At 34.5% G+C, this 25,481-nt stretch carries 25 protein-coding genes; 9 read left to right on the forward strand and 16 right to left on the reverse strand.

From position 1 onward, the window contains the following. Positions 1-48: 48 nt before the first annotated feature. The gene (locus AC1RRQ_RS01380; RefSeq protein ID WP_493020686.1) at positions 49-942 is read right to left on the reverse strand and encodes an alpha/beta fold hydrolase; all 894 of its coding nucleotides are present in this window, start codon (positions 940-942) and stop codon (positions 49-51) included. Between the two features lie 132 nt (positions 943-1,074). On the opposite strand from AC1RRQ_RS01380, the gene AC1RRQ_RS01385 reads away from it, so the two are divergent. Then, the gene (locus tag AC1RRQ_RS01385; protein ID WP_493020688.1) at positions 1,075-1,410 is read left to right on the forward strand and encodes a tRNA-binding protein; all 336 of its coding nucleotides are present in this window, start codon (positions 1,075-1,077) and stop codon (positions 1,408-1,410) included. A gap of 105 nt (positions 1,411-1,515) precedes the next feature. Here AC1RRQ_RS01385 and AC1RRQ_RS01390 read toward each other — a convergent pair whose 3' ends face one another. The 4 genes from AC1RRQ_RS01390 to AC1RRQ_RS01405 all read right to left on the reverse strand — a co-directional run bounded on the left by AC1RRQ_RS01390 (position 1,516) and on the right by AC1RRQ_RS01405 (position 5,279). Then, positions 1,516-2,061 (reverse strand): RBBP9/YdeN family alpha/beta hydrolase, encoded by a 546-nt coding sequence (locus tag AC1RRQ_RS01390; RefSeq protein WP_493020690.1) that lies wholly within the window; start codon positions 2,059-2,061, stop codon positions 1,516-1,518. Positions 2,062-2,079: 18 nt separating this feature from the next. After that, on the reverse strand, positions 2,080-2,910 hold the full coding sequence (locus tag AC1RRQ_RS01395) for an alpha/beta hydrolase (RefSeq protein ID WP_493020692.1): 831 nt from the start codon (positions 2,908-2,910) through the stop codon (positions 2,080-2,082). Between the two features lie 153 nt (positions 2,911-3,063). Beyond that, positions 3,064-3,432 carry a PUR family DNA/RNA-binding protein gene (locus AC1RRQ_RS01400; RefSeq protein WP_493021455.1) on the reverse strand — a complete coding sequence of 123 codons (369 nt, stop codon included), beginning with the start codon at positions 3,430-3,432 and terminating at the stop codon, positions 3,064-3,066. 68 nt (positions 3,433-3,500) lie between these two features. Next, on the reverse strand, positions 3,501-5,279 hold the full coding sequence (locus tag AC1RRQ_RS01405; protein ID WP_493020694.1) for an ABC transporter ATP-binding protein: 1,779 nt from the start codon (positions 5,277-5,279) through the stop codon (positions 3,501-3,503). Positions 5,280-5,485: 206 nt separating this feature from the next. Here AC1RRQ_RS01405 and AC1RRQ_RS01410 point away from each other — a divergent pair, with 206 nt between their 5' ends. The 3 genes from AC1RRQ_RS01410 (at position 5,486) to yajC (ending at position 8,224) form a co-directional block, all read left to right on the forward strand. Continuing rightward, on the forward strand, positions 5,486-6,595 hold the full coding sequence (locus AC1RRQ_RS01410; protein WP_493020696.1) for a Glu/Leu/Phe/Val family dehydrogenase: 1,110 nt from the start codon (positions 5,486-5,488) through the stop codon (positions 6,593-6,595). A gap of 308 nt (positions 6,596-6,903) precedes the next feature. Continuing rightward, positions 6,904-7,815, forward strand: coding sequence for a transcription antitermination factor NusB (nusB, locus tag AC1RRQ_RS01415; protein ID WP_493020698.1), 912 nt, complete (start codon positions 6,904-6,906; stop codon positions 7,813-7,815). Between the two features lie 133 nt (positions 7,816-7,948). Next, positions 7,949-8,224, forward strand: a complete 276-nt coding sequence (gene yajC / locus AC1RRQ_RS01420; protein WP_089055418.1) for a preprotein translocase subunit YajC — start codon at positions 7,949-7,951, stop codon at positions 8,222-8,224. 190 nt (positions 8,225-8,414) lie between these two features. On the opposite strand, the gene AC1RRQ_RS01425 is transcribed toward yajC, so the two are convergent. The 4 genes from AC1RRQ_RS01425 to AC1RRQ_RS01440 all read right to left on the reverse strand — a co-directional run bounded on the left by AC1RRQ_RS01425 (position 8,415) and on the right by AC1RRQ_RS01440 (position 12,600). Beyond that, positions 8,415-9,002: a YdeI/OmpD-associated family protein gene (locus tag AC1RRQ_RS01425; protein ID WP_493020700.1), complete on the reverse strand. Its 588-nt coding sequence runs from the start codon at positions 9,000-9,002 to the stop codon at positions 8,415-8,417. Next, positions 9,003-10,280, reverse strand: coding sequence for a peptidase T (gene pepT, locus AC1RRQ_RS01430; RefSeq protein ID WP_493020702.1), 1,278 nt, complete (start codon positions 10,278-10,280; stop codon positions 9,003-9,005). It lies immediately after the preceding gene. Between the two features lie 120 nt (positions 10,281-10,400). After that, positions 10,401-11,543 carry a formylglycine-generating enzyme family protein gene (locus tag AC1RRQ_RS01435; protein ID WP_493020704.1) on the reverse strand — a complete coding sequence of 381 codons (1,143 nt, stop codon included), beginning with the start codon at positions 11,541-11,543 and terminating at the stop codon, positions 10,401-10,403. Between the two features lie 97 nt (positions 11,544-11,640). Continuing rightward, on the reverse strand, positions 11,641-12,600 hold the full coding sequence (locus tag AC1RRQ_RS01440) for a DUF6515 family protein (protein WP_493020706.1): 960 nt from the start codon (positions 12,598-12,600) through the stop codon (positions 11,641-11,643). A gap of 395 nt (positions 12,601-12,995) precedes the next feature. Between AC1RRQ_RS01440 and AC1RRQ_RS01445 the strand changes: the two genes are divergently transcribed. Next, the gene (locus AC1RRQ_RS01445; RefSeq protein WP_493020708.1) at positions 12,996-14,027 is read left to right on the forward strand and encodes a quinone-dependent dihydroorotate dehydrogenase; all 1,032 of its coding nucleotides are present in this window, start codon (positions 12,996-12,998) and stop codon (positions 14,025-14,027) included. Here AC1RRQ_RS01445 and AC1RRQ_RS01450 read toward each other — a convergent pair. Continuing rightward, entirely contained in the window at positions 14,016-14,729 is a 714-nt protein-coding gene (locus AC1RRQ_RS01450; RefSeq protein ID WP_493020710.1) for a DUF3307 domain-containing protein, read from the reverse strand. The two genes, AC1RRQ_RS01445 and AC1RRQ_RS01450, sit on opposite strands and share 12 nt — an antisense overlap. Then, the gene (locus AC1RRQ_RS01455) at positions 14,726-15,340 is read right to left on the reverse strand and encodes a SatD family protein (protein WP_493020712.1); all 615 of its coding nucleotides are present in this window, start codon (positions 15,338-15,340) and stop codon (positions 14,726-14,728) included. The genes AC1RRQ_RS01450 and AC1RRQ_RS01455 overlap by 4 nt, the downstream gene beginning before the upstream one ends. 287 nt (positions 15,341-15,627) lie before the next feature. Between AC1RRQ_RS01455 and AC1RRQ_RS01460 the strand changes: the two genes are divergently transcribed. From AC1RRQ_RS01460 to guaB, 4 genes are all read left to right on the forward strand, one after another. Beyond that, entirely contained in the window at positions 15,628-16,494 is an 867-nt protein-coding gene (locus AC1RRQ_RS01460; RefSeq protein ID WP_493020714.1) for a hydroxymethylglutaryl-CoA lyase, read from the forward strand. A gap of 76 nt (positions 16,495-16,570) precedes the next feature. Beyond that, the gene (locus AC1RRQ_RS01465; RefSeq protein ID WP_493020716.1) at positions 16,571-17,116 is read left to right on the forward strand and encodes a hypothetical protein; all 546 of its coding nucleotides are present in this window, start codon (positions 16,571-16,573) and stop codon (positions 17,114-17,116) included. Beyond that, positions 17,113-18,507, forward strand: a complete 1,395-nt coding sequence (locus AC1RRQ_RS01470) for a DUF5723 family protein (protein ID WP_493020718.1) — start codon at positions 17,113-17,115, stop codon at positions 18,505-18,507. The genes AC1RRQ_RS01465 and AC1RRQ_RS01470 overlap by 4 nt, the downstream gene beginning before the upstream one ends. 219 nt (positions 18,508-18,726) lie before the next feature. Beyond that, positions 18,727-20,199, forward strand: coding sequence for an IMP dehydrogenase (guaB, locus tag AC1RRQ_RS01475; protein ID WP_493020720.1), 1,473 nt, complete (start codon positions 18,727-18,729; stop codon positions 20,197-20,199). Positions 20,200-20,314: 115 nt separating this feature from the next. Here guaB and AC1RRQ_RS01480 read toward each other — a convergent pair whose 3' ends face one another. The 5 genes from AC1RRQ_RS01480 to AC1RRQ_RS01500 all read right to left on the reverse strand — a co-directional run bounded on the left by AC1RRQ_RS01480 (position 20,315) and on the right by AC1RRQ_RS01500 (position 25,405). Beyond that, positions 20,315-21,211 (reverse strand): L,D-transpeptidase, encoded by an 897-nt coding sequence (locus tag AC1RRQ_RS01480; RefSeq protein ID WP_493020722.1) that lies wholly within the window; start codon positions 21,209-21,211, stop codon positions 20,315-20,317. A 197-nt stretch (positions 21,212-21,408) separates the two neighbouring features. After that, positions 21,409-22,902 (reverse strand): S41 family peptidase, encoded by a 1,494-nt coding sequence (locus AC1RRQ_RS01485; RefSeq protein ID WP_493020724.1) that lies wholly within the window; start codon positions 22,900-22,902, stop codon positions 21,409-21,411. 37 nt (positions 22,903-22,939) lie between these two features. Then, a complete protein-coding gene (locus AC1RRQ_RS01490; RefSeq protein ID WP_493020726.1) occupies positions 22,940-23,524 on the reverse strand; it encodes an NUDIX domain-containing protein in 585 nt (194 codons plus the stop codon). A 53-nt stretch (positions 23,525-23,577) separates the two neighbouring features. Next, positions 23,578-24,849 carry an adenylosuccinate synthase gene (locus tag AC1RRQ_RS01495; RefSeq protein WP_493020728.1) on the reverse strand — a complete coding sequence of 424 codons (1,272 nt, stop codon included), beginning with the start codon at positions 24,847-24,849 and terminating at the stop codon, positions 23,578-23,580. Positions 24,850-24,940: 91 nt separating this feature from the next. After that, positions 24,941-25,405 carry a Fur family transcriptional regulator gene (locus tag AC1RRQ_RS01500; protein ID WP_053471018.1) on the reverse strand — a complete coding sequence of 155 codons (465 nt, stop codon included), beginning with the start codon at positions 25,403-25,405 and terminating at the stop codon, positions 24,941-24,943. Positions 25,406-25,481 lie beyond the last annotated feature (76 nt).

A 25,481-nucleotide genomic window follows, 5' to 3' on the forward strand; every position in this document is an offset into this window, starting at 1 on the left:
AATCTGCAAAAATCCGTTTAATCTGTGTAATCTGTGGCTAAATTTATTTTATGAATTCAAAAATTCAAGTAAGTCTTTATTTAGTTTGTCTTTTTCAGTATAAAACAAACCATGCGGTGCACCTTCGTAAACAATGAAAGTATTGTCTTTTATTGCTTTGGCTGTTTTTTCTGAACTGACTTCAATAGGAACGTTTTTATCGTCGTTTCCGTGAATTATTAAGGTTGGAACTTTGATCGTATGAAGTTCATCTCTAAAATCGGTAAAGTTTAAAGATTCGGCACATTGCAAAGTTGCTCGTGGTGAAGCTGCCGAACATAAGTTTCGGTAATATTCTAACAAGGGCGTGCTTAAAGGTTTATTGATGATGTTGACACCAAAGAATATTTTCCCAAAATTATCCAAAAAGCCAATTCGGTCTTCATTTATAGACGCAGCTGTTGCTTCACTTTTCTCCTTTGGACGTCCTTCTGGGTTATCATCAGTTTTTAATAAGAATGGAATGATGGATGAAATTAAAGCTGCTTTTTCAACATTTTTTCCCTGATGTCTGCTAAAGTAACGAACTACTTCGCCGCCACCCATTGAAAAACCTACCAAGGTCACATTTTCTAATTGAAGCTGTTCTATAATTTCGCTTAAATCATCGGATAAAGTATCGTAATCGTAGCCATCCCAAGGTTGAGAAGATTTACCAAAACCACGACGGTCATAAGCAATAACTCTATAATTGTTTTGAACCAAAAATTCAATTTGATATTCCCACATTTCATTAGAAAGCGGCCATCCGTGAATTAAAATAACGGGTTTTCCTTTTCCGTAATCTTTTACATAAAGCTTTACGTTTTTGGCTGTTTCGATATATTTATCTGTGTTAAGCTGATGGATATCAAAGTCTAAATCTCTTAGAGATGGATTGGCATTAATTACACTATTTTCCATTTTTTTATATTTTTTACTAATTAGTTACTAAAACCTGTACCGTAAAATTAAAACGAGAGTAAAAAAATGGGTTATAGAATTAGTTGTATTAATTACAAAATTTATAGGTTTGTAAATAAACAATTTTTTAAAATGGATTTAACCTGGAACGAATTTGAAAGGACAGATATGCGAATTGGAACTATCATCGAAGTAAATGATTTTCCTGAAGCAAGAAAACCTGCATTTCAACTTACAATAGATTTTGGTGCCGAAATCGGAATCAGAAAATCATCGGCACAAATTACAAAACGCTACCAAAAGGAAGATTTAGTAAACCGTCAAATCGTAGCGGTTGTTAATTTCCCAAGAAAACAAATCGGAAAATTTATGAGTGAATGTCTTGTCCTTGGCGCTGTAGGCGAGGAGGGAGATGTTATTTTACTTGCACCTGATTTTAAAATACCAAACGGACTGCGTATAGGGTAGTTTACAGTCTCAGTATTCAGTCTCAGTCTCAGCGTAAAACTGTAAACTGAGACTGAAAACTGTAAACTGAAAACTGAGACTGAATACTGAGACTGAGACTGCGAACTATTTAACTTTAGAAATTAACTGTTGCAAAATAACCTGTCCTTCTTCCCAATATTTTAAATCAGAGTCAGAGTTGATGTGGCCTTGTCTGCCTACGTTTACGAAATCGCTTCCCCATTGTGCTGCAAAATATTGTTTTCTTTCAAAGGAGGCGTAAGGATCATTTTCGCTTGCTACCACTATCGATGGAAATGGCAGTTTGTAAATTGGCATTGGCGAAAAATTTCGGATAATATCTGGCGTATGTTGAGGTGAATCTACATCGGCAGGAGCCACAAGTAAAGCACCTATAATGTTTTTATTACTGTTTGCTGCAGCCCAATGCAGTACTAATGAAACAGCCAAACTGTGAGCTACTAAAATGGTTGGGGCTTCAAGTTTAGCAACTTCTTCGTTTAGGCGAGCAATCCAGTCTTCGCGAACAGGTTCGTCCCAATTGTCCTGAACTACGCGAATAGAATTTTTAAATTTTTCATGCCAGAAGGTCTGCCAGTGTTTCTCTCCGGAATTTCCTAATCCGGGTAAAATTAATAGTTGAGTTTCCATTGCCGTGGAGTTATATAATTATTTTTTAGTTTGTTTCTCTTTTAAAATTCGGTTGACTTCGTTAACCAGCAGCGGAAAACCAGGTTCAGTCATTCCGTGGCCATAACCGTCTAATTCGTATAGCTTTGTTTGTGTATGTCCAACCAGTTTCATCATTCTGGCCATATAAGCGTTTTCTTCATAACGCCCTAACATTTCCAATTCGCGGTCGCCGGTAATCAATAAAAGAGGCGGAGCATCGGCGCGAACGTGGTATAAGGGCGCAAAAGCATCAATCACAGGCTGTTTTTCCGGAATTCCGTTTTCACGTCTAATTTCAAAATGCGTAATACATTGTCCGCTAAACGGGATAAGTCCCGCAATTTTATTCGCATCAATTCCTTCTTTTTGAAGATATTTTTTATCTAAACCAATCATCATTCCTAAATATCCTCCAGCGGAATGTCCGGAAACAAATACTAAAGACGAATCGCCTCCATAATTAGAAATGTTATTAAAAGCCCAGCTTACGGCAGCTGCAGCGTCTTCGATTGCTTTTGCTGCTTTTGCTTTTGGAGACAATCTGTAGTTAACGCCAATAATAGCAAAGCCTTTATTTTTTAAAGCTTCGGGAATTTCTTTATTGCCGCCGGTTAAGCCGCCACCATGAAACCAAACAATGGTAGCAAAACCTTTTTTGTTTTTTGGGTAATAAATATCCAGAACACATCTTTCGTTAATGTAGCTGTCGGATTTGTTTGTTGCGGCGTTATAATACTGAATGTTGGTTTTTGTTTCGTATTCTAAATTCTGTGAAAAGGAAGAAATCCCGATAAATAAGAAACAAAGTAAAAGAGTTATTTTTTTCATTTTAAATAGTTAATAGTTTTAAATCTTAAATTTTTAAAATTCCAAATTCCAAAATCTGCATTCTAAAATCTAAAATCGACAACTTAAATATATAAAAAAAGTCCAAAATGCGGGACATATTGGACTTGTACTTTTTAAAAAAGTTATATCGGATTAAATATCGTCAAAATCAATATCAGTAAAGCTTGTTCTTTGCGTTTCAGCTTTATCAGAACCGTATTCTTTCTTGAAATCTTTTTGGTGTCTTTCAGAAATTACTTCTTCGCCTTTGTGGTTCAAAACGTATGAAGTCATTTCTTCTAATATTTCAGCAAAAGCACTAAAATCTTCTTTGTATAAGTAAATTTTGTGTTTTTTAAAATGAAAAGAACCGTCTTCTTCGGTAAATTTTTTGCTTTCGGTAATCGTGATATAATAATCGTCAGCTTTAGTAGCTCTCACATCAAAGAAATAAGTTCTTCTTCCTGCTCGTAATACTTTAGAAAAAATCTCTTCTTTTTCTAACATGTCATTTTCTCTCATAATACGTTCTATCATTTTTGGAATTAATAGTACTCAAAAATCATAAAAAATTATCTATTACGCAACAATTAAAGTAATTCTTTTTCCGAAAGTTGTTTTAAATATAACGATGCATAATAACCTTCTTGATTTATTAATTGATTATGAGACCCTTGTTGAATGATTCTGCCATCTTCAAGAATGATGATTTTGTCGGCATTTTTAGCCGATGAAACTCGATGACTGACAATTATTGTAGTTTTATCTTTACAAATTTCAAATAGATTATGTAGGATTGTTTCTTCAGTTTCGGTATCAACGGCAGACAAACAATCATCAAAAAGTAAAATAGCCGGATTTTTAATAATTGCCCTCGCAATAGACACGCGCTGCTTTTGTCCGCCCGAAAGTGTAATACCTCGTTCGCCCAAAATGGTGTCATATTGTTTGTTAAAAGCAATGATATTATCATGAACTACAGCGTTTTTGGCTGCTTCTATTACTTCTTCATCCGTCGCATTTTGATTCCCAAATTTGATGTTATTTTTTATAGTATCCGAAAACAAGAAAGCGTCTTGAGGTACAATTCCAATGTTGTTTCTAAGATCGTTTAAGTTCAGAGTACTAATCTCGTTTCCATCAATTGTAATCTGGCCTTCGGTAACATCATATAAACGAGAAATCAATGATAATATTGTGGACTTTCCGGAACCTGTTTTTCCTAAAATAGCCAGTGTTTCGCCTTTTTTTACGGTAAACGTAACATTTTTTAAAGCTTCGATATTGGTATCTTCATAAGTGTAGCTTACATTCTCGAAAGCAATGGAACCCTGAATGTCTGAAGAATTTGGATTGTTGTTTTTGATTTCCGGTTCAATTTTCAAAAATTCATTCAAACGCTTTTGCGAAGCTTCGGCTTCCTGAACCATCGACGATACCCATCCTAGAGACGCAACCGGCCAGGTTAACATATTAACATATAAAATGAATTCGGCAATTGTACCAATATTCGGAATCGTACCATTGATGTACATTACACCTCCAAAATAAATTACAACTAAATTACTGATTCCAATAAGGGCAATCATCAACGGACCAAACAACGATTGTACTTTGGCTAAATCCAAACTCTTGCGTTTGCTTTCGTCGGCAAGGTTCACCATGTTATTTTGATGCTGATCTTCTAATGAATTCGCTTTTATGACTCTTATTCCAGAAAATATTTCCTGGGTAAAACTCGAAACTTTAGATAAATACTGCTGAAAAGTCGTGCTTCGTTTATTGATTTCTGAACTCAGTTTAAAAATACAATACGATAAAATAGGCAGGGGAAGAATAGTATATAAAGTAAGCAAAGGCGAAACATTATACATATATAGTATAACGATCGCAAAACGAATAAATGTATTGATGGTATACATTACAGCCGGCCCAACATACATGCGGACTTTAGAAACGTCTTCGCTAATTCTGTTCATTAAATCTCCTGTACGGTTCTGCTTATAGAAATTTTGAGAAAGATTTTCGTATTGCCTAAAAACTTCATTTTTTAAATCAAACTCAATATGGCGTGACATTACAATTAAAGTCTGGCGCATTAAAAAAGTCAGGAACCCCGCAACAATAGTTGTTGCAATGATTAACAGTACGTTATGAATTAAATCCTGACGATAAGAGTCAATTACAACCTGTTTTATTTGTTCAGCAGCCGGTAATTTGTCAAACGTTTCGATCGCGTTTAACGACTTGCTGATTAGTTTAGGAGTAAATAAAGAAAAAATTTGTGCGATTATGGTGATTAAAATTCCGAGTGAAAAACTATATTTATATTTAATAAAATATTTGTTTAAATAGCTTAATTCTTTCATTTTTTTAAGAGATTCAATATTGTATTGATTTAATTTTATGAATTATTCTTAATTAAAAGTATAATAAATTACAATTTAATCAAAATAAAAATATTGTATAATTGTTATTTTATAGATAAAAAATTATGACAAGTTCATTTTTTGTTTATGTTTGAGAAGTCTTTTTGACGAATTCATAATTTCTAAACAAATTTAAAACTTATACTATGGATGCAGCTTTCGCAACTGGAAAGGAACTTCAAAAAATGGATCCTGTTTTTGGTCAGTTATCTTTTGACGATCACGAACAAATTGTATTTTGCAATGACAAAGATACAGGTTTAAAAGCAATTATTGGTATTCATAATTCGGTTATGGGGCCAGCTTTGGGTGGTACCAGAATGTGGAATTATAATACGGAGTGGGAAGCGTTAAATGATGTTTTGCGTCTTTCTAGAGGTATGACTTACAAATCAGCTATTACCGGTTTGAATATTGGTGGTGGTAAAGCCGTAATTATTGGGGATGCAAAAACACAAAAAACGCCTGAATTAATGCGTAAGTTTGGTGAATTTGTTCACTCTTTAAGCGGAAGATATATTACAGCTGAAGATGTTGGAATGGAAACTAAAGACATGGACACTGTAAGAGATGTAACGCCTTATGTTACGGGAATCTCTGAAGAAAGAGGCGGTTCTGGAAATCCTTCTCCTGTTACAGCTTACGGAGTTTATTTAGGAATGAAAGCCGCTGCTAAAAGTCAGTTTGGTTCTGATGTTTTAGACGGTAAAAAAGTTTTGGTTCAGGGAATTGGACACGTTGGTGAAACTTTAGTTGAATATTTAACTAAAGAAGGAGCTCAGGTAACAATTACGGATATTAACGAAGAAAAATTATACCAGGTTGCTTCAAAATATAATGCGTCTATTTATACTGGTGAAGATTTATACACGGCAGATGTCGATATCTACGCGCCATGTGCAATGGGAGCAACAATTAATGACGATACAGTAAACAAAATTAAAGCTAAAGTTATTGCAGGTGCTGCAAACAACCAGTTGGCTGATGAAAATGTTCACGGTGCAAGATTACAGGAAAGAGGAATTTTATATGCTCCGGACTTCTTAATCAATGCTGGTGGAATCATCAATGTTTATGCTGAATTAGAGCATTATGGTAAAGCTGAAATCATGGCTAAAACCGAAAATATCTACAACACAACTTTAGAAATTATCGATTACGCGGTGAAAAACGGAATCACTACTCATAAAGCTGCACTTACAATTGCTCAAAATCGTATTGATGCAAGAAAAATTGAAAACGCTGCTAAGAAGTAATTTTTAGAGTTTTTCAGTCTCAGTTTTCAGTTTACAGTCTCAGTCCCGGTTTTCAGTTTGAAAATTGAGACTGAGATTTTTTTTATGCTCCGCTATTGAAAACTGAGACAGAGACTGTAAACTGAAAACTGAGACTAAAAACGGAGACTTTTTTAACTATTTTCTGCAGTATTGAAAACTGTGACTGAAAACTGTGACTAAAAATTGCGAATTAATTTTAATATCAGGATTGAAATTCCTAATTTTGCAGACTAATTTTTAAATGTTCTTACGAGGTGGTAAATAGAAGACACATACGGGTTAAAGTAATGCAATCCATTTATGCAATGCATCAAAGCGGTTCTGATAATATGGAAAAAGAAGAGAAGTTTCTTTTTTACAGTATAGACAATATTCAGGATTTATATCTTATAATGCTTTCTTCATTAATTGAAATTTGCAAAAAAGAATCTGTTTTTTTACATCTTTCAAGTAAAAAACATCTTGCCACAGCAGCAGAACGTAATCCGAATGAAAAATTTATCAAAAACAAAATTTTTCAGCTTCTTGCCGAAAGCAACTCACTTAGTATTGCTTTAGAGAATCGCAAAATCAACAACTGGACATTAAACGACGATTATATCATTTTACTTTTAAATGATATTAAAGCAAGCGATTTGTATAAAAAATACATGAGCAACAATGTCAATACTTTTGAAGAAGACAAACAATTTATTGCTGATTTATTTGCAGAGGTTATTGTTCCTAATGATAAATTATATGAGTATTTAGAGGATGATAAATTGACTTGGGTTGATGATATTCCGGTTGTAAATACACATATTATCAAACAATTGAAAGCAATTAAAACCGAAGATCCGGACGATTTTAGAGTTCCTAAATTGTACAAAGATGTTGAGGATAAAGATTTTGCTAAAGATTTATTTAGAAGAACAGTTTTAAACGAGTCAGTTCTGGCTAAAGAATACGATGATAAAACGCCAAATTGGGACAGCGAAAGGATTGCAGAAATTGATACTATTATCTTGAAAATGGCAATTTGCGAATTCCTGAAATTCCCATCGATTCCAGTAAAAGTAACTCTTAACGAATATTTAGAAATTGCAAAAGAGTATTCTACACCAAAAAGTAGTATTTTTATCAACGGAATTTTAGATAATCTTGTAAAAGAACTTGAAGCCAATAAAAAAATGGTGAAAGTGGGAAGAGGGTTAATGTAAAAGAGGAAAAATTCCAGAAAAATAAATAACAAATTCCAATTATAGGTGTCACTCTGAGCGATCCCGAGGCTTCGGGAGAAGAGCTAACTCCAAAGAAAATATTAATATAAATTAAAAAACAGAATTTAAAATTATGGGACAATTAACTCAATTTGCGCCATTTCTATTAATGTTTGTGGTAATCTATTTTTTCATGATTAGACCACAACAAAAAAGAGCGAAAAACGAAAAAGAATTTGAAAGCAGCCTAAAAGTAGGTGACAAAATAATTACTAAAAGTGGTTTCCACGGTAAAGTTGTAGAACTTGCTGAAACTTCAGTTATTATCGAAACAATGTCTGGAAAATTAAAAATTGAGCGTTCAGCTATTTCTATGGAAATGAGTGCTGCTTTGAATAAAAAAGCTTAATTTTTTTAATTACAATATCGAAATCCCAAATTCCAAATGGAGTTTGGGATTTTTTTTGTTTAAAACGGAATGAGTCATTGCTTCGTTCCTCGCAATGACGGACGAAAAAAAACCTTTGTCAAAGTTTTAAACTTTGACAAAGGTCTATAGATTGGAATTTAGATTTTAAAAATTGAAGTTTTCCAAAAAATTATCGGTATTTATCATTCAGACCGATATTTTCTAAAATCATAGGAATCAGTTTTTCGATTCTCGCGAGTTTCGTTTTTTCCTGTTTGGCGCTTTCAATATATTCCAGAAATTCATATTGTTTGTATGGAGCAAACTTTTTAAAAGCTTCGGCTAAAGCGGGATTTTGAATCATTTCTTTTTCGAGAAGTTCTGAAACGATAGCTTCTTTCTTTGAAGGTTTAATGATTTTACCCTGCTTTTCATTTTCAATTGCTTCTGCGATATATTCTAGAATATCTCTTTCGTTTACTTCTTCTTTTGAAGTAAAACGCCATTGACGCAGTGATTTAGTTTTGTCTTCCTGAGCGTTAATGAGTTTCTTTTTCTCGTCTTTCAGGAAAACCCCATTAAAGAACCAAATTGTAAAATAATCTTTAAAGCCTCCAAGGCCAAGGACATTCTTTTTCTCGTAAACATAAACCGGACCGCCCCATTTTGTGGTTTCTTTAAGTTCGGTTTTGTCAATGATAGACTTAAGAAGAAGGAGTTCTTCTTCCCATTGGCTGCCATATTTCCAAATGCCTTTATTTTCGGAAGCGGTTTCCAATTATCTTCTTGTTTTAGGTTTTTCTTTTGTATCAAAAATACCCGGAATTGCGGTAAGTTCTGCAATTTTTACAATAACTTCTGTTGCTTTCTGGATGCTTTCTGCGGGAACGTATTCGTATTTTCCGTGGAAATTATGACCTCCGGCAAAAATATTCGGACAAGGTAATCCCATAAAAGATAACTGAGATCCATCGGTTCCGCCGCGAATAGGTTTAATGATTGGTTTGATGTTTAATTCGCGCATTGCTTTTTCGGCAATGTCAACAATATGTTTAACCGGAAGTACTTTTTCCTTCATATTGTAATATTGATCTCTAATTTCGGTAATTACAATGTCTTCTCCGAATTTCTTAGCAAATTTTTTATTGAATTTCTTGGCGATTTTTTCAATCAGCTCTTTGCGTTTTTCGAATTTCTTTTTGTTGTGATCGCGGATAATTAATTCTAAAACAGTTTCTTCGATACTTCCTGTTAAATGGTGAACATGGAAAAAACCTTCGTAACCTTTTGTTTCCTGAGGCGTTTCGCCTTTTGGAAGTTCGTTGATAAACTCATTGGCAAGTAACATGGAGTTAATCATTTTTCCCTTAGCATAACCAGGGTGAACGCTTTTTCCTTTAAAAGTAATTTTGGCTCCGGCTGCATTAAAATTTTCATATTCTAATTCGCCAATCTGGCTTCCGTCCATGGTGTATGCCCATTGAGCACCAAATTTTTCAACATCAAAATGATGAGCACCGCGTCCAATTTCTTCATCGGGAGTAAAACCAATTCTAATTTTTCCGTGTTTAATTTCCGGATGCTGAATAAGGTATTCCATTGCCGAAACAATCTCGGTAATTCCCGCTTTATCATCGGCACCAAGCAAAGTTGTTCCGTCGGTGGTAATAATCGTCTGACCTTTGTATTGTAATAAATCTTTGAAATAGTCTGGAGATAAAATAATGTTTTTTTCAGCGTTTAAAACAATGTCTTTTCCGTCGTAATTTTCAACAATCTGAGGTTTTACATTTGCGCCGCTAAAGTCTGGAGAAGTATCAAAATGAGAAACAAAACCAATTGTAGGAACTTCATGATCGACATTACTAGGCAGGGTTGCCATAATATAGGCTTTATCGTCTATCGTAACATCTGTTAAACCAATTGTTTTTAGTTCTTCGACTAATTTATTAGCAAGATTCCATTGTTTTTCTGTACTTGGGGTTGTTTTTGAATTCGGATCTGATTCAGTATCAATTGTTACATAACTGATAAAACGATCTATGATATGTTGCATTTCTTTTTATTTTTAGCAAATATAAACATTTTTTTTAGCAGATATCTTTTGGGGTTTATCTTCAAAAAAACAAAAAAGGATTCTGTTTAGAGAATCCTTCTTCTTGTAGTTTTTATCTTTTTAAATACTTTTTACGCATCTAAAACCAAGATGATTCGCCGCAGACCTGATTTCACCTTTTCCTCTGGTTCCCACCATATATCGCGTACAATATTGGTCTGTACATAAAAAGGAACCGCCGCGATGTACTCGTTTTATTTGTGTTGGATCATTAGGATCGTTATAAGCATTTGGCCCTTGCGGATTTTTAGCTACTTTTCCGCTTTCGCTTAATGATTTATAATAATCTACGCTGTACCAGTCGTTTGTCCATTCCCAAACATTTCCAGCAACATCATACAAGCCGTAAGCATTTGGCGGATATTGTTTTACGGGTGCAATACCTTTAAATCCATCTTCTCCGGTATCGCCGTCTTTAATTGGGAAATGTCCCTGATAGATATTCGCCTGAAATTTTCCGTTTGGTTTAAGCGTATTTCCCCAGGCATAAATTTCTCCTGTTTTTCCTCCTCTAGCAGCAAATTCCCATTCGGCTTCGGTTGGAAGTCTTTTTCCAGCCCATTTTGCATACGCTGCGGCATCTTCATACGTAATATGTACGACAGGATAATTTTCTTTTCCTTTAATAGAGCTTTGAGGTCCAAGCGGATGTTTCCAGTCAGTTCCGCCCACATAAGACCACCATTGTAAAAAATTGTTCAAATTTACTGCAGATGGAGTTGGGGTAAATATTACCGATCCTGTAATTAAATCTTCTTCAGATGCCGTTGGAAATTCTTCTTTAGTTGGTTTTTGTTCTGCCACGGTAATATAACCGGTTGCTTTTACAAATTTTTCGAATTCTTCATTGGTCACTTCGGTTTCATCCATATAATAGCCATCAACATACACGCGATGAATAGGAGCCGCATCTTTTGTTACACCAGATAAACTGCACAGACTTTCATCTTCAACATTACTTCCCATTGAGAATTCACCGCCCGGAATCCAAACCATTCCTTTTGGCGCTTTTCCAGCAGGTTTATTTTTGTTTTCAATAGTTGGTTTAAAAGCAGAAGCCTCCGAAGTATTTGGAACTTCGTGACATTCCATAGCGGTTTCCGTTACTTTTTCTTTAGGTGTAATTAGTTTTGTAACGCCATACGTTATTGAAATTATGGAAATTGTAAGTATTGCGAAAATCCAAAAGGTTTTATTTTTCATTGTAATGTTTTTTTTAGTGGTATTGGGTGTCAATAGGTTGAGTCAAAAATATAAAAATAACTTTTAATAGTATAGTAATTTTATAGATTTAGTAAAACTATTTGTCTTTTTCAACCTGAGCTACTTCATATTTGTTTTTACCGTCAATTTGTACAGGTTGATAATAGGTTTCTCCAAATTTCACATATTTTACATCACCAACCGTAACTTCTTCACCGCCTTCGGGTAAATTGTCTACTATGGTTCCGGCAGTTGGTGCAACGACAGTATATTTGCCTCCGTCTTTTTCGTAATAAGTTCCTCCGTAATAATAATTGTTGACGGTTCCGGTATTGACAGTTTCTGCGCCGCTTGGAATATTATTTACCGTTCCTCCAACTGGCGCCGGTACAGCGGTATAGCCTCCGTTTGTTGAGGTGTACCAAACTCCCTGATCATAATGGTATTGAGTACTTTCTACGCTTACTACGATTGCAGTAACGGCCAGAGTAGCTACAAAAAATCCCCACGGGTGCCAAACTGGTCCCCAATAAAAAGGTGTGTACGGACGAGGATAATAAGGATGATAACAATTGTATCGATAACCGCCATATACATAAGGAGGACGAACATAAGGTCTTACACCAGGTCTCACTATCGTATTACGATTATTTTGTACATGAATGCTGTTGTTCACATTAATATTGACATTGTTTCTGTTTCTATTTACTGTGTTGCCGCTAATATTAGTATTTCGGTTACCCGAATTTCTAATGTTATTGCTATTTATATTTCCGTTTCTATTGTTAATGTTTGTGTTTGATGCGCTGGAAGGTCTGTTTATTTTAGTGCCGGAACCGTTAGAACCGGGTCTTGTCGTTGCAGGTCTGTTTACCGCTGGACGCGATTGATTAGCTGGTCTTGATATTGCAGGTCTGGATTGACCGCCGCCGGCTCTGTGAATCCCGCCACCTCCGCCGCCACGACGCTGCGCCATACTGTCAATTGAAATCAAAAAAAACGATCCGGCTAAACATGCTAGTGCTGTTTTTCTTATTGTTTTGTTTATGGTTTTCATTTTCAGGATTTTAAGTTAGTTAAAGTTATTAAAAAAAAGAACTTGTATTAAAAAGTAAAGTAAGTATTTTAGGATAGTTTGAGATCTTAAAACATTGATCGAAAAGAGATTAGTATTCCCGTTGCTTATTTTTTGAAATTCCTAAAGTTTAAATGGCTTAAAATTAAATAATTAATAATCTAAACAACTTGTCAGGGGATTTGAACTCGTTTCATTTTATAACTTGCAACATCATAGTAACAATTTTACTTCTCATTTTTTTGGTTTTGTAAAATGTTTCGTTTTTTAAGATTAAAACCAGCTCAAAAACTCTTATAATTTGTTTTCTGTAAAAGAGCACCTTTTTAAACTATAATATTTAAATTTGCAGCCAAAATAACAACAACACAACTCTTATGTATAAATTGATAATTCGTCCGATACTTTTTTGGTTTGATCCAGAAGAAGTGCATTACTTTACTTTTTCATTTGTAAAATTCATTTCAAAAATCCCTGGAGTTTCGTCGATTATAAGATCAATTTATGAAGTAAAAGATACTCGTTTAGAAAGAGAAGTTTTTGGAATTAAATTTAAAAATCCGGTTGGACTTGCCGCAGGATTTGACAAAGATGCCAAGCTGTATAAAGAGCTTTCTGATTTTGGTTTTGGTTTTATCGAAATTGGAACCGTAACGCCGGTTGGCCAGGAAGGGAATCCTAAAAAACGTTTGTTTCGTTTAAAAGAAGATCAGGCGATTATTAACCGAATGGGTTTTAATAACGGCGGTGTTCTTGAAGCTGTAGAACGTTTGAAAAAGAATTCGGGGGTTTTAATTGGAGGAAATATTGGTAAAAATAAAGTTACGCCAAACGAAAATGCGGTTGATGATTATATCATTTGTTTTGATGCTTTGTTCGATCACGTAGATTATTTTGTGGTAAATGTGAGTTCTCCAAACACGCCAAATCTAAGAGCTTTGCAGGATAAAGAACCTTTAACGGCTTTATTACAGACTTTGCAAAACAGAAACATCGAAAAGCAAAAAAAGAGCACTCAAAAAGTAAAACCAATTCTTTTAAAAATTGCTCCGGACCTTACAGACGAGCAATTATTAGATATTATTGATATTGTAAAAATAACCCAGATTGCAGGTGTTATTGCAACGAACACAACTATTTCAAGAGACGGATTAGAATCTCAAAACCAATCTGAAACAGGAGGCTTGTCTGGAAAACCATTAACGAAACGTTCTACAGAAGTAATCCGTTTTCTTTCGGAAAAAAGCAACAAAGCGTTCCCGATTATTGGAGTAGGAGGAATTCATTCTGCCGATGATGCCATCGAAAAACTAAATGCAGGAGCAAGTTTAGTGCAGTTGTATACAGGTTTTATTTATGAAGGGCCAGCGTTGATAAAAGCAATCAACAAAAAAGTTTTAGGGAAGTAATAACAGCGCCTGAACAATTAATCCGGTCAGTATTGCGATTCCAAAACTAATCAAGGTGCCAATTAAAACGTATTCTGTTAGTTTTCGGTCTTTGGCTTCTTTTAAATCCCCAAATCTAAAAATAGATTTTGCGGCTAATAAAAATCCAATTGCTTCAAAATGTCCGGTTAAAATAAACCCGAACACAAATAAGCGTTCTAATATACCAATATAATTTCCGGCAGCTATCAGCGAATTATCCTGATGGCTGTTTTGGCTTTCGGGAGCCCAGATTGAAATAATGGTTTTAATGAAAATAGACGTAGGTTTACTAATCAATAAAATTCCCGTTATCAAAATCCAGAAATCATTATTCTGCCAAAAATAGATCATGCTTTTGTTTTCGTATAAAAGAACGACGCCTGTTAAAACCAAAACATGAGCAATTTGGTCCAATACAAACCAGATGCGTTTTGTTTTGTTTTTTTGGAAATTCAGTTTAATCAAATCGATAATTCCGTGTGTAACGGCAATTAAAAGTGCGTAAGGAATAAAGCGGATTTCTCCAGCCAGAATTGCTGCCAAAACACCGTGTAGTAAAACATGTAGATATAGGTAAATACTTTTATGTTTTTTTCTTTCTTTATCGATAACCCAGGAATTAGGCTGCCAGATAAAATCGCCTAATAAATGTGCCAAAAGCAGTTTTATAAATAAAATCATGGGGCTGTAAGTTGTTTTATTTGTGTTCTAAAATAACGATCTAAATTCATAACCAAATCAAACTGAGCACGTTTTTGTCTTCGGCTCACGGCAGCTTGATTAATGCCTAATTTTTGTCCCAATTCTTCTTGCGAAAGTGTTGGGTTTTCTATCGCCGCAGCGACAAATTCTGCCGATTGCGCCAGCCAGTTGTCCATAAAAGTCAACGCCAGCTGGATCATTAAATTCAGTTTTTCATCAATATCAATATCGTCGGTACGCAGGGCTAAAGTTACTTTTTGTTTTTTTAAAGTCTCAAAAAGTTCTCCCGAGTTTATAAAAGCCGTTCCGTTGCTTTCGGATATTTTTTGAGCATTGTGTGTTTTATCTCCAAAACCAATACTCATACGTGCATCAGATTTTAAGGCTCTTAAATGTGCTTTTACTAAAACAGCAGTCAAAAAAGCATCTTCAGGATTTTTAACTTCTATTTGAAATTCATCACCCCGGTATACTTCCCATTGACTTGGTGTTTCGCCAAGCGGAGCCAGGACTTTTTTTAAATCCTCCACCCAATGCTGCGATTCCTGTTGTCTTGAACCAATTATGTCACCTGTAATTACACTAGTCATAACAATCAAATATAATTAAAAAATAATAAAACTTGTATTACAAATATAAGTAATATTTTTAATTATTACACTTTTTGGTAATATTTTACAATATTACGTTTTTAGGTAATAAATTTAGCTATTACAATATTGTGTAATAATTAAGGAATGAAGACATCTTCATTTGAACTAACAGAAAATTAAATGGACTGATAGTACTTATATGGTTTTGAAAATAAGCAGAATAAATACTTAATTTTTATTTCTTTAAAAAAGGAACTAACTTAGCCTTAACAAATGCATAAGTTTTGAATAAAGAGATCAAGATTATCGAATGTCCACGAGATGCCATGCAAGGTATCAAGACTTTTATTCCAACAAAAAATAAAGTTACTTATATACAAGCCCTGCTTCGTGTAGGCTTTGATACAATTGATTTTGGAAGTTTTGTATCGCCAAAAGCGATTCCGCAAATGCAGGATACGGCCGAAGTTTTGGCGCAGTTAGATTTGTCTCAAACGAGTAGTAAGCTGCTGTCGATAATTGCTAATACACAAGGCGCAGCTTCAGCAGCAGAACACGAGGCAATTCAATATTTAGGGTTTCCTTTTTCTATTTCTGAAAATTTTCAGATGCGTAATACGCATAAAACAATCGCTGAATCTTTGATTACGCTGGAAGAAATTCTGGAAATTGCCGATAAAAAAAATAAAGAAGTAGTAACGTATCTTTCAATGGGATTTGGAAATCCATACGGAGATCCGTGGAATGTTGAAATTGTAGCCGAATGGACTGAAAAACTCGCTGGAATGGGCGTGAAAATTTTATCCCTTTCTGATACTGTTGGGAGTTCTACGCCGGATGTTATTACGTATTTGTTTTCGAATTTAATTCCGAAATATCCTGAAATTGAGTTTGGAGCGCATTTGCACACAACGCCCGACAGCTGGTTCGAAAAAATAGATGCTGCAGCAAAAGCAGGCTGTATTCGTTTTGACGGCGCAATTCAGGGTTTTGGCGGATGCCCAATGGCAACGGATAAACTAACCGGAAATATGCCTACAGAAAAGTTAATCTCTTATTTTACGGCCAATAAAAAAATAACAGGACTTAATTCTTTAAGCTTTGAAAGTGCTTATAACGAAGCATCGAAATTGTTTGGAAAATTTCATTAAAAAAGGGAATTATTCGTACATTTAAATAATATATTGCAAAGTAATAACGTTGTAATTTATCTCATAAAAAATCTATATGAAGTCAAATTTCATAAATAAAATCTCCATTATATTATTTTCGACAGTATTATTTCTCTCTTGTTCGAGTGAGTTAGATTTTGATCAGGTTGATGATTTTAAAATTGAGCCTGTTCTGGTTGCTAACCTTGCTTTTTTTAATTTAAGGGCAAATCAAATTCCAGATGATGGACAGGCGCACCAAATACCGCCGGATGTAGAAGAATTTGATGTTTTTAGAAATAAATATTTAAACGAAGATCTAGTAAAAGCTGAACTCAATTTCGAAATCGAAAATACGATGAATAGAGGTTTTAAGGTCGAATTGGCACTCATCGATGCAAACGATCAGATACTGGAAACAATTCATTTAGATGTTCCTGCTTATACAGGCGGTTCTAATATTATAAAATATCCTGCCGAAGTTTATGAAGGAGATAGGCTGGCTTTGTTAAAGAAAACGATGAAAGTTGGCTTTACGGTTACGGTTGAAGCCGGAACCGGGAATATCTCAGGCAATTTAAAATTAAAATCAGGTGCAATCGCTTATATGAGATTCGAATGAGAAAGGCACTTTTAATTTTGATACTTCTTGTGCAGTTTTCTTTTGCCCAAAATAAACAAATCCTGTACAACTTTACGTCAATTCCGCAGTCTTCACTTGTAAATCCGGGTGCTGATGTTTCGTATAAATATTATTTTGGTATTCCGTTATTGTCTGGAGTTTCTGTAAATACAGGTTCAAGCAGTTTCTCGGCTTATGATTTATTTGCCAACAATGGCGTAGATTTTAATGATAAAGTCCGAAACATAATCAATAAATCATCGGCTAATGATAAAACCCAGGTCAACGAACAGCTTGAAATATTTTCGGGCGGCTTTAGAGTAGGAGGCAGGGAAAGTCAGTCTTATATTTCATTTGGAGTTTATCAGGAATTTGATTTCTTAATGTATTTTCCAAAAGATCTTGCTATTTTGGCCGTAGACGGGAATCAGAATTATATTGGAAAATCCTTCAATTTAGGCGACTTAAATGTCCGTGCCGAGGTGCTTTCTGTTTTTCATGTCGGTTTTCATAAAAAACTCAGTAAAAAACTGGTTTTAGGCGGACGTGCCAAAATTTATTCCAGCGGTGCGAATGCGACTTCAACCCGAAATTCAGGATATATCTATACCGGTCCGGGTACGGGAGTTAATATGTACACCCAAATGGTCGAATCGAACTTAGAACTTAAAACTTCTGGTATCGCGAAATTTACAAAAGACGAATACGAGGGCAGTGTTGCAAGCGATATGGCTCATAATACTTTTTTTAACGGAAGTCTGGGTTTAGGTTTTGATGCCGGAGTTACCTATAATATGAAAGACAATCTGCAGCTTACGGCCAGTATACTCGATGTTGGTTTTATAAGACAGTCAAAAGATGTTGAAACCAGAAGATATAAAGGGAACTATATATACAATGGTGTAAATCCAATTTTTGATAGTACTGATAAACCGGGAAATATTTTCGACGATTTTGAAGACGCTATTCCAGAGGAGAAAATTTATAAAAAATACACTACCTGGCGTCCGGTTAAATTCAACTCTTCTGTACAATATTCTTTTGGAGAATCAAGATATGATGGTGATTGTAATTGCAAAGGTTCAGACGAAAAAAGATATTTAAACGGAGTTGGAGCACAATTATTTCTGATGACAATGCCTAACGAACCCTACGTTGCTTTAACAGCTTTTTACAAACGAAGTATTTTCGAAAAACTCGATGTAAAAGCTACTTATACATTCGATCCCTATTCTAATACCAATGTTGGTTTAGGCGTTTCGGGCACAATCGGGAAATTTAATATTTATGCTTTAGTAGATAATATTTTTGAATATAAAGATGTTTCTAAAGCCAATAGTGCTGCTTTTCAATTTGGATTTAATTTCATTTTTCAAAACTCAAAAGAATAATTTTTCTCAACTTTATAAGTGAAATAAGCTCATTTAATTCTTCTGTCAGTTCAAGCAAAATCGAGAACTTTTAGAGGTTTTGTTTTGGAATTTAGAATTTAATTTTTGGAATTTAAAATCATAGGTATTTTCCTGTAAAGTTAAATTTATGAATAAGTTAGTATTTAAGTTAGCAATTTATTCACTATATTTGCACGCAATTCAACTAGAAATTGCACCATGATAGCACACAACTCCAAGATTATCGGCGAAGGTTTAACTTACGACGATGTATTATTAGTACCTAACTACTCGAATGTGCTTCCCCGCGAAGTGAGTATCAAATCAAAATTCTCAAGAAACATAACATTAAACGTTCCAATTGTATCTGCTGCTATGGATACAGTGACCGAAAGTGCAATGGCAATCGCTATGGCACAAGAAGGTGGAATTGGAGTTTTACATAAAAACATGACCATCGAGCAGCAAGCGGCGAAGGTTAGAAAAGTGAAGCGTGCCGAAGCAGGAATGATTATCGATCCGGTAACATTACCAATGAATTCAACTATCGCCGACGCTAAAAACGCCATGAAAGAATTCGGAATTGGCGGTATTCCAATCGTTGACGAAAACAAAATCCTTAAAGGAATCGTTACGAATCGTGACTTGCGTTTCGAAAAAAACGGAGCAAGACCAATCGTTGAGGTAATGACAAGTGCAAACTTGGTTACTGTTGCAGAAGGAACTTCATTAGAGCAGGCCGAAGTAGTTTTGCAAGGTCATAAAATCGAAAAATTACCGGTTGTAAACGCTAAAAACGAATTAGTTGGTTTAATTACGTTTAGAGATATTACAAAACTGACTCAAAAACCAATCGCAAACAAAGATACTTTTGGCCGATTGAGAGTTGCAGCTGCAATTGGGGTTACCGGAGATGCAGTTTTAAGAGCTGAAGCTTTAGTAGCAGCAGGTGTAGATGCGATCATTATCGATACTGCACACGGACATACTGAAGGTGTGGTAAATACCTTAAAAGAAGTAAAATCAAAATTCCCTCAAATAGATGTTATTGTTGGAAACATTGCAACTCCGGAAGCTGCTAAATATTTAGTAGAAAATGGTGCTGATGGCGTTAAAGTAGGAATTGGACCTGGTTCAATCTGTACAACACGTATCGTTGCAGGTGTTGGTTTTCCTCAATTCTCGGCAGTATTAGAAGTTGCTGCAGCAATTAAAGGAACCGGAGTTCCAGTTATTGCCGATGGTGGAATTCGTTATACTGGAGATATTCCTAAAGCAATCGCTGCAGGTGCTGACTGTGTAATGTTAGGTTCATTATTAGCAGGAACAAAAGAATCTCCGGGAGAAACGATCATTTTTGAAGGAAGAAAATTCAAGTCTTACCGAGGAATGGGTTCTGTTGAAGCGATGCAGACAGGTTCAAAAGACCGTTATTTCCAGGATGTTGAAGACGACGTTAAAAAATTAGTTCCGGAAGGAATTGTGGGTCGTGTTCCTTATAAAGGAGAATTAAACGAAAGTATGCTTCAGTTTATTGGAGGTCTTCGTGCCGGAATGGGATACTGTGGTTCAAAAGATATTCCTACTTTACAAGAAACGGGACGTTTTGTTAGAATCACGTCAAGCGGAATCACGGAAAGTCACCCTCATAACGTAACAATTACAAAAGAAGCGCCAAATTATTCTAGATAATTTAAAGCTTTTCAAATATAAAAAGGCATAAGAAATCGTTTCTTATGCCTTTTTTGATTTTATAAATTGAGTTTAGATTTAATTTTTAGGAAATTGAAAATCTAAGGTCAAAATTTTAAAGCGCTGCGGTATGTTGTTCCGTTTCTCTCAATTTTTGATTCTCTAAAATCTTTTGAATAAACGGTTTTACTTCATTTTCAATTTCATTTTCAGAAATATTCAAAGCTTTTGGATCAGAAGATAATTGTAACCACGGTTTTGGACCGTCAAAATCATAACTTCCAAAAACGATAACCGGAGTTCCTTTTACTTTTACATTTTCTTTGTCTTTTAGAATCCACTCGTCGGCAAATTTGTAAAGGTATTTAGCATCTTTTTCTAATAATCTCAAACAAGAATGCGAAGCCGGATAGCCTGGTAAAGCATATTCGTGAAAACCAACTCCAAGTTTATTTTCGATGTTGAAATTCCATTTTAAATCCCATTCGTCGTTAAACGTGCTGGTTGTTTTTTCGGCTTTCCAGTTGGTGAAAAATAATCCTGTTGGTGTAGGATCTTTTTTTCTTCCCATATTTGTTGGACCCGTATAAACCAATTCTCCATTTTCGTAAGCGGCAAAAGTTTGTGTTGGATAAGAGAAAATAATAATCTTATCAACTTCTTCTAAAGCCGAAACATGTAGCGGAAATGGAAGATAATAAACCAAATCGCCGCTAAAGTCTGTTGGAACTACAACAGAATCCAGCTTTTTAAGATTCGCTTTATCTGTTCTGTTTAAAGCGTAAACAATATCCAGTTTACTGCTGTCTGCTTCATTTATTTTTAACCAGTCTTTTGTTTTGTCAAGTTGATAAGAAACAGAAGATTCCGGTTTCTTGTATTCTATTTTTTTCTTTGGTTTCGCTTTATCGGTATTGTCGGTCAGGTTTATAGTATCGCTTTTTTTGCAAGAAGCTACCAAAGCCAACATTAATATAAGTACTACGTTTGCTGTATAATATAACTTTTTCATAGGTCGTGTTTTTATGAAAATAAAATTATAACTATACTAGGTAATATGCCTTACACAATTTTTTGAATTGTTTGCTTGATTTTCATTTTAGGGCTATAACATTGTTTGAAATTTGAATACGAAACGTAACAAAAAAAGCTTTGTCAAAGTTTTAAACTTTGACAAAGCTCTCAATACACGATATCAAGAGTCTAACTTTATTTCTCCTCAATTAATTTCAAAGTATATTCAAACTGCGTGTCTTTGTTTTGTATAAAATCTTCAAAAGTTTGTTTGACTTCACGATCTGGGATAATGCCGCGTCCAAAAATCTGATTGGCTTTTTTGGGTACGTCCTGTTCTAAATTTACTATAGAAAATTGTGTTTTTATTTTAGTGTTTGGCAATTCATACTCGATAGGAGTGTGACCGTTATGTCCATAATAACCACCCATGCTTTCTTCGCCAATTGTTATGGCATTTGTGTTACCAGCAACCAAAGCGGCAAATAATGATCCTGCAGAGGCGACACGCGGACTTATAAGTAAATAAATCTGACCTTTAAAATTGTTTTGATCAGGTTGCAACACCTGATTGAATTTTTGATCCTGAGTATATATTTTACCTTTTAATGTGGGATATTCTTCTTTAAGTTCTTCTTCAAAATCATTTTTTTCTTCCAGTTTCTTTGCTGGATCTGTTTCTTCGTAAACAAAGTAATCAAGAAATGGAATTTTTTGAAAATTGATGAAAGCATCTGAATTTTCGCGAAACGCTTTTTGAGTCAGATAAGAAAAGGTCAAAAGATCATTTGGATCCGTCCCTCCGCCATTATTTCTAATATCTACAATTAAATTCTTGATTTCCGGATGTGCCGAAAGCATTTGAAAACAGCTGTCCAGATATTTTTTATAAACCTGATGTTCCTTGGCTTTGGCATTTCCTCCAATGTTAAAAGAATGAACGGCTAATAAAGCTGTATTGGGAGAAATCGTTTTAAAGGAATATTTGTTCTTGCTTTTGCTGCCGTATTGCAAGCTGTCGCTGGGAAATGAATGACGATTTTTAAAGTTTTCTTTTCGTTCATCAGCCGAAACTCCGGCGATACCTTTAGATTGTTTTTGTGTTTCGCCGGGAAGGGAATATTCTACTAAAAACGTTTCTTTACCTCCATATTCCAGTTCTAAATATCTTGAAAAAGAACCATTAATTGCAATTGATTTCCCAGACTTATTAAAACCGTCTGTGGTGTAATATTTAGATAAATCGCGTATCATTTTATCACTTTTAATTCCGTTAATGCTTATAATTTCGGAACCAAGAGGGATTTCGGTATTTTTTAAATTAATTACAATTTTACTGTTGATTAATTTTACCGGATACGGAAAAAATACTTTTCCTAATGTACGTTTTTTAAATGCATCAGGAAGAGAAGTATTGTTGTGTACACTGCCTTCAAAATCTGTGATTTTTAAAATGATTTTATAAAAATCCAGCAGTGTCTGCGGTTGTTTTACTTTCGAAAATGCCCACGAATAAATACTGTCAATTTGCTTTTTGGTCCGGTACTTATAAATTCCAGAATTTGCTTTTTCTCTTATTTCTTTAAAAAGGGTAAGATCCTGGTTTAATTTTACGGCGGGTATTTTTTCGTTTTGGGCAGTTAGAAGTAAAGGAAAAAATAGAAAAATGAATATTTTAAATTTGAGCATTTTACGAATTTTTAGATTCTAAAAATACTTAAAAAATCTAAATCAGTCCTTTTATTTTTGCGTGCTGTAATAATAAAATAGTTTTAGCGTCTGTAATCTCTCCAGATTCAATCATTGCGTAAGCTTCATCAAAAGTATATTCCAGAACTTCGATATTTTCCTGTTCAGCATCGAGTCCGCCTCCGGCACTTACTTTCATGCTTTCGTCATATTCTCCAACAAACAAATACAGAATTTCGGTTACAGATCCCGGAGACATATAAGTTTCGATTACTTTTTGAACCTTTTTTAAGCGATAACCCGTTTCTTCTTCTGTTTCGCGAATAATAGCCTGCTCAGCATTGTCTTTATCTAAAAGTCCGGCACAAACCTCAATCATCATTCCGGTTTTGTTTCCGTTAAGGTAGGTTGGTAAGCGAAATTGTCTCGTAAGGATAACTGTTTTTTTAGCAGTATTATATAATAATATACCAGCGCCATTACCTCGGTCGTATACTTCGCGAATATGTGATTCTGTTTTTTCGCTTTCTTTTTTGTAGTTAAAAGTAACTTTATTTAATACGTACCAATTATCAGATAATAACTTGGTTTCGGTTATTTCAATTTCTGGATTTTTTCTCATTTCGAAAATAGTTTCATAAAAAAACGCCCTGATTTTCAGAGCGTTTAAATGTATTATTTTGTTATTGTTTGTTTTCTGTCTGGTCCAACCGATACAATTTTGATTGGCACTTCGATTTCTTTTTCAATAAACTCAATATATTCTTTTAGCTCTTTTGGTAACTGATCGTAAGTTGTCAATCCAGTTAAATCTTGTTTCCAACCTTTAAATTCTTTGTAAACCGGAGTAACGTTTTCTGGTTCAATGTTGTAAGGGAAGTGAGAAATGTTTTGTCCTTTGTAGTTATACTCTGTACAAACTTTTAAAGTTTCGAATCCAGAAAGAACGTCACCTTTCATCATCATTAACTGCGTAACTCCATTTACCTGAACAGCATATTTTAAAGCCACAAGGTCTAACCATCCACAGCGTCTTTGTCTTCCTGTTACAGATCCGAATTCGTTACCAACTCTTGCCATTGTAGCTCCAACTTCGTCAAAAAGTTCAGTTGGAAAAGGGCCGCTTCCTACACGAGTAACGTAAGCTTTAAAAATTCCGTATACTTCTTTGATTTTGTTAGGCGCAATTCCTAAACCAGTACAAGCTCCTGCAGCAGTAGTATTTGATGAAGTTACAAAAGGATAAGTTCCAAAGTCAACATCTAATAATGAACCTTGAGCTCCTTCGCAAAGAATAGATTTACCTGCTTTTTGAGCTTGGTGCATGTATTCTTCACTGTCAATAAAATCTAATTTTTTTAATTCTTCAATAGCTTCGAAAAATTCTTTTTCAAGTTCAGCTAAATTGTATTGGATATTAACATCATAGAAAGCAATCATAGCTTCGTGCTTGTCAGCTAAAGCTCTGTAACGATCTTTAAAATCTTCTAATTCGATATCACCCACACGTAAACCGTTTCTACCCGTTTTGTCCATGTAAGTAGGGCCAATTCCTTTAAGAGTAGAACCAATTTTTGCTTTTCCTTTTGATGCTTCAGAAGCAGCATCAAGTAAACGGTGCGTTGGTAAAATTAAATGTGCTTTTCTAGAAATGATTAATTTCTTTTTGATATCAAGGTTAAATTTCTCTAAACCTTCAATTTCTTTTTGAAAAACTACTGGATCAATTACAACACCATTTCCGATGATATTTACTGAATTTTTGTGGAAAATTCCAGAAGGAATAGTTCTAAGTACGTGCTTAATTCCGTCAAATTCTAATGTATGTCCTGCATTTGGTCCTCCTTGAAAACGTGCAATAATATCATAATTTGAGGTAAGAACGTCAACAATTTTTCCTTTACCTTCATCTCCCCATTGTAATCCTAGTAATAAATCTACGGTCATTCTGTTTTTAATTTGCGTTGGGACAATCTAAGTTGTCCTACTGATTATGTAGTTAATTTTCTTTTTTTAATTTTTTTGAAAAAGTCTTTTCTTAAGACTGTGAACTTTGCTTTTTGTTTCCGTAGAAATAAAGCGAGTGATTTGTGATTTCAATATCAAAAATTTCTTCGATCGTTTTTTTGATGGTTTGAATTCTTGGATCGCAAAATTCAATTACTTCGCCCGAATCTGTCATGATAATATGATCGTGCTGTTTGTCGAAATATGATTTTTCGTAGTAAGCCTGATTTTGTCCAAATTGATGTTTTCTAACCAAAGCGCAGTCTAACAATAACTCAATCGTGTTGTAAAGCGTAGCCCTGCTCACACGGTAGTTTTTGTTTTTCATTTTGATGTATAGGTTTTCTATGTCAAAATGTTCCTCGCTATCGTAAATTTCCTGAAGTATAGCATAACGCTCAGGAGTTTTGCGATGCCCTTTTTGTTCAAGATACATTGTAAAAACATTTTTTACAATTTCTTGATTCTTAGTGTTGTCAGTTGAAATAAGTGTCATATCCTGCAAAGATAATTTTTTATTTTTAATGAATAAAAGTTTCGGGTTTAAAGTTTCGTTACAAAAAACTTATAGT

The sequence above is a fragment of the Flavobacterium sp. GW821-FHT12A05 genome (genome assembly GCF_058807735.1).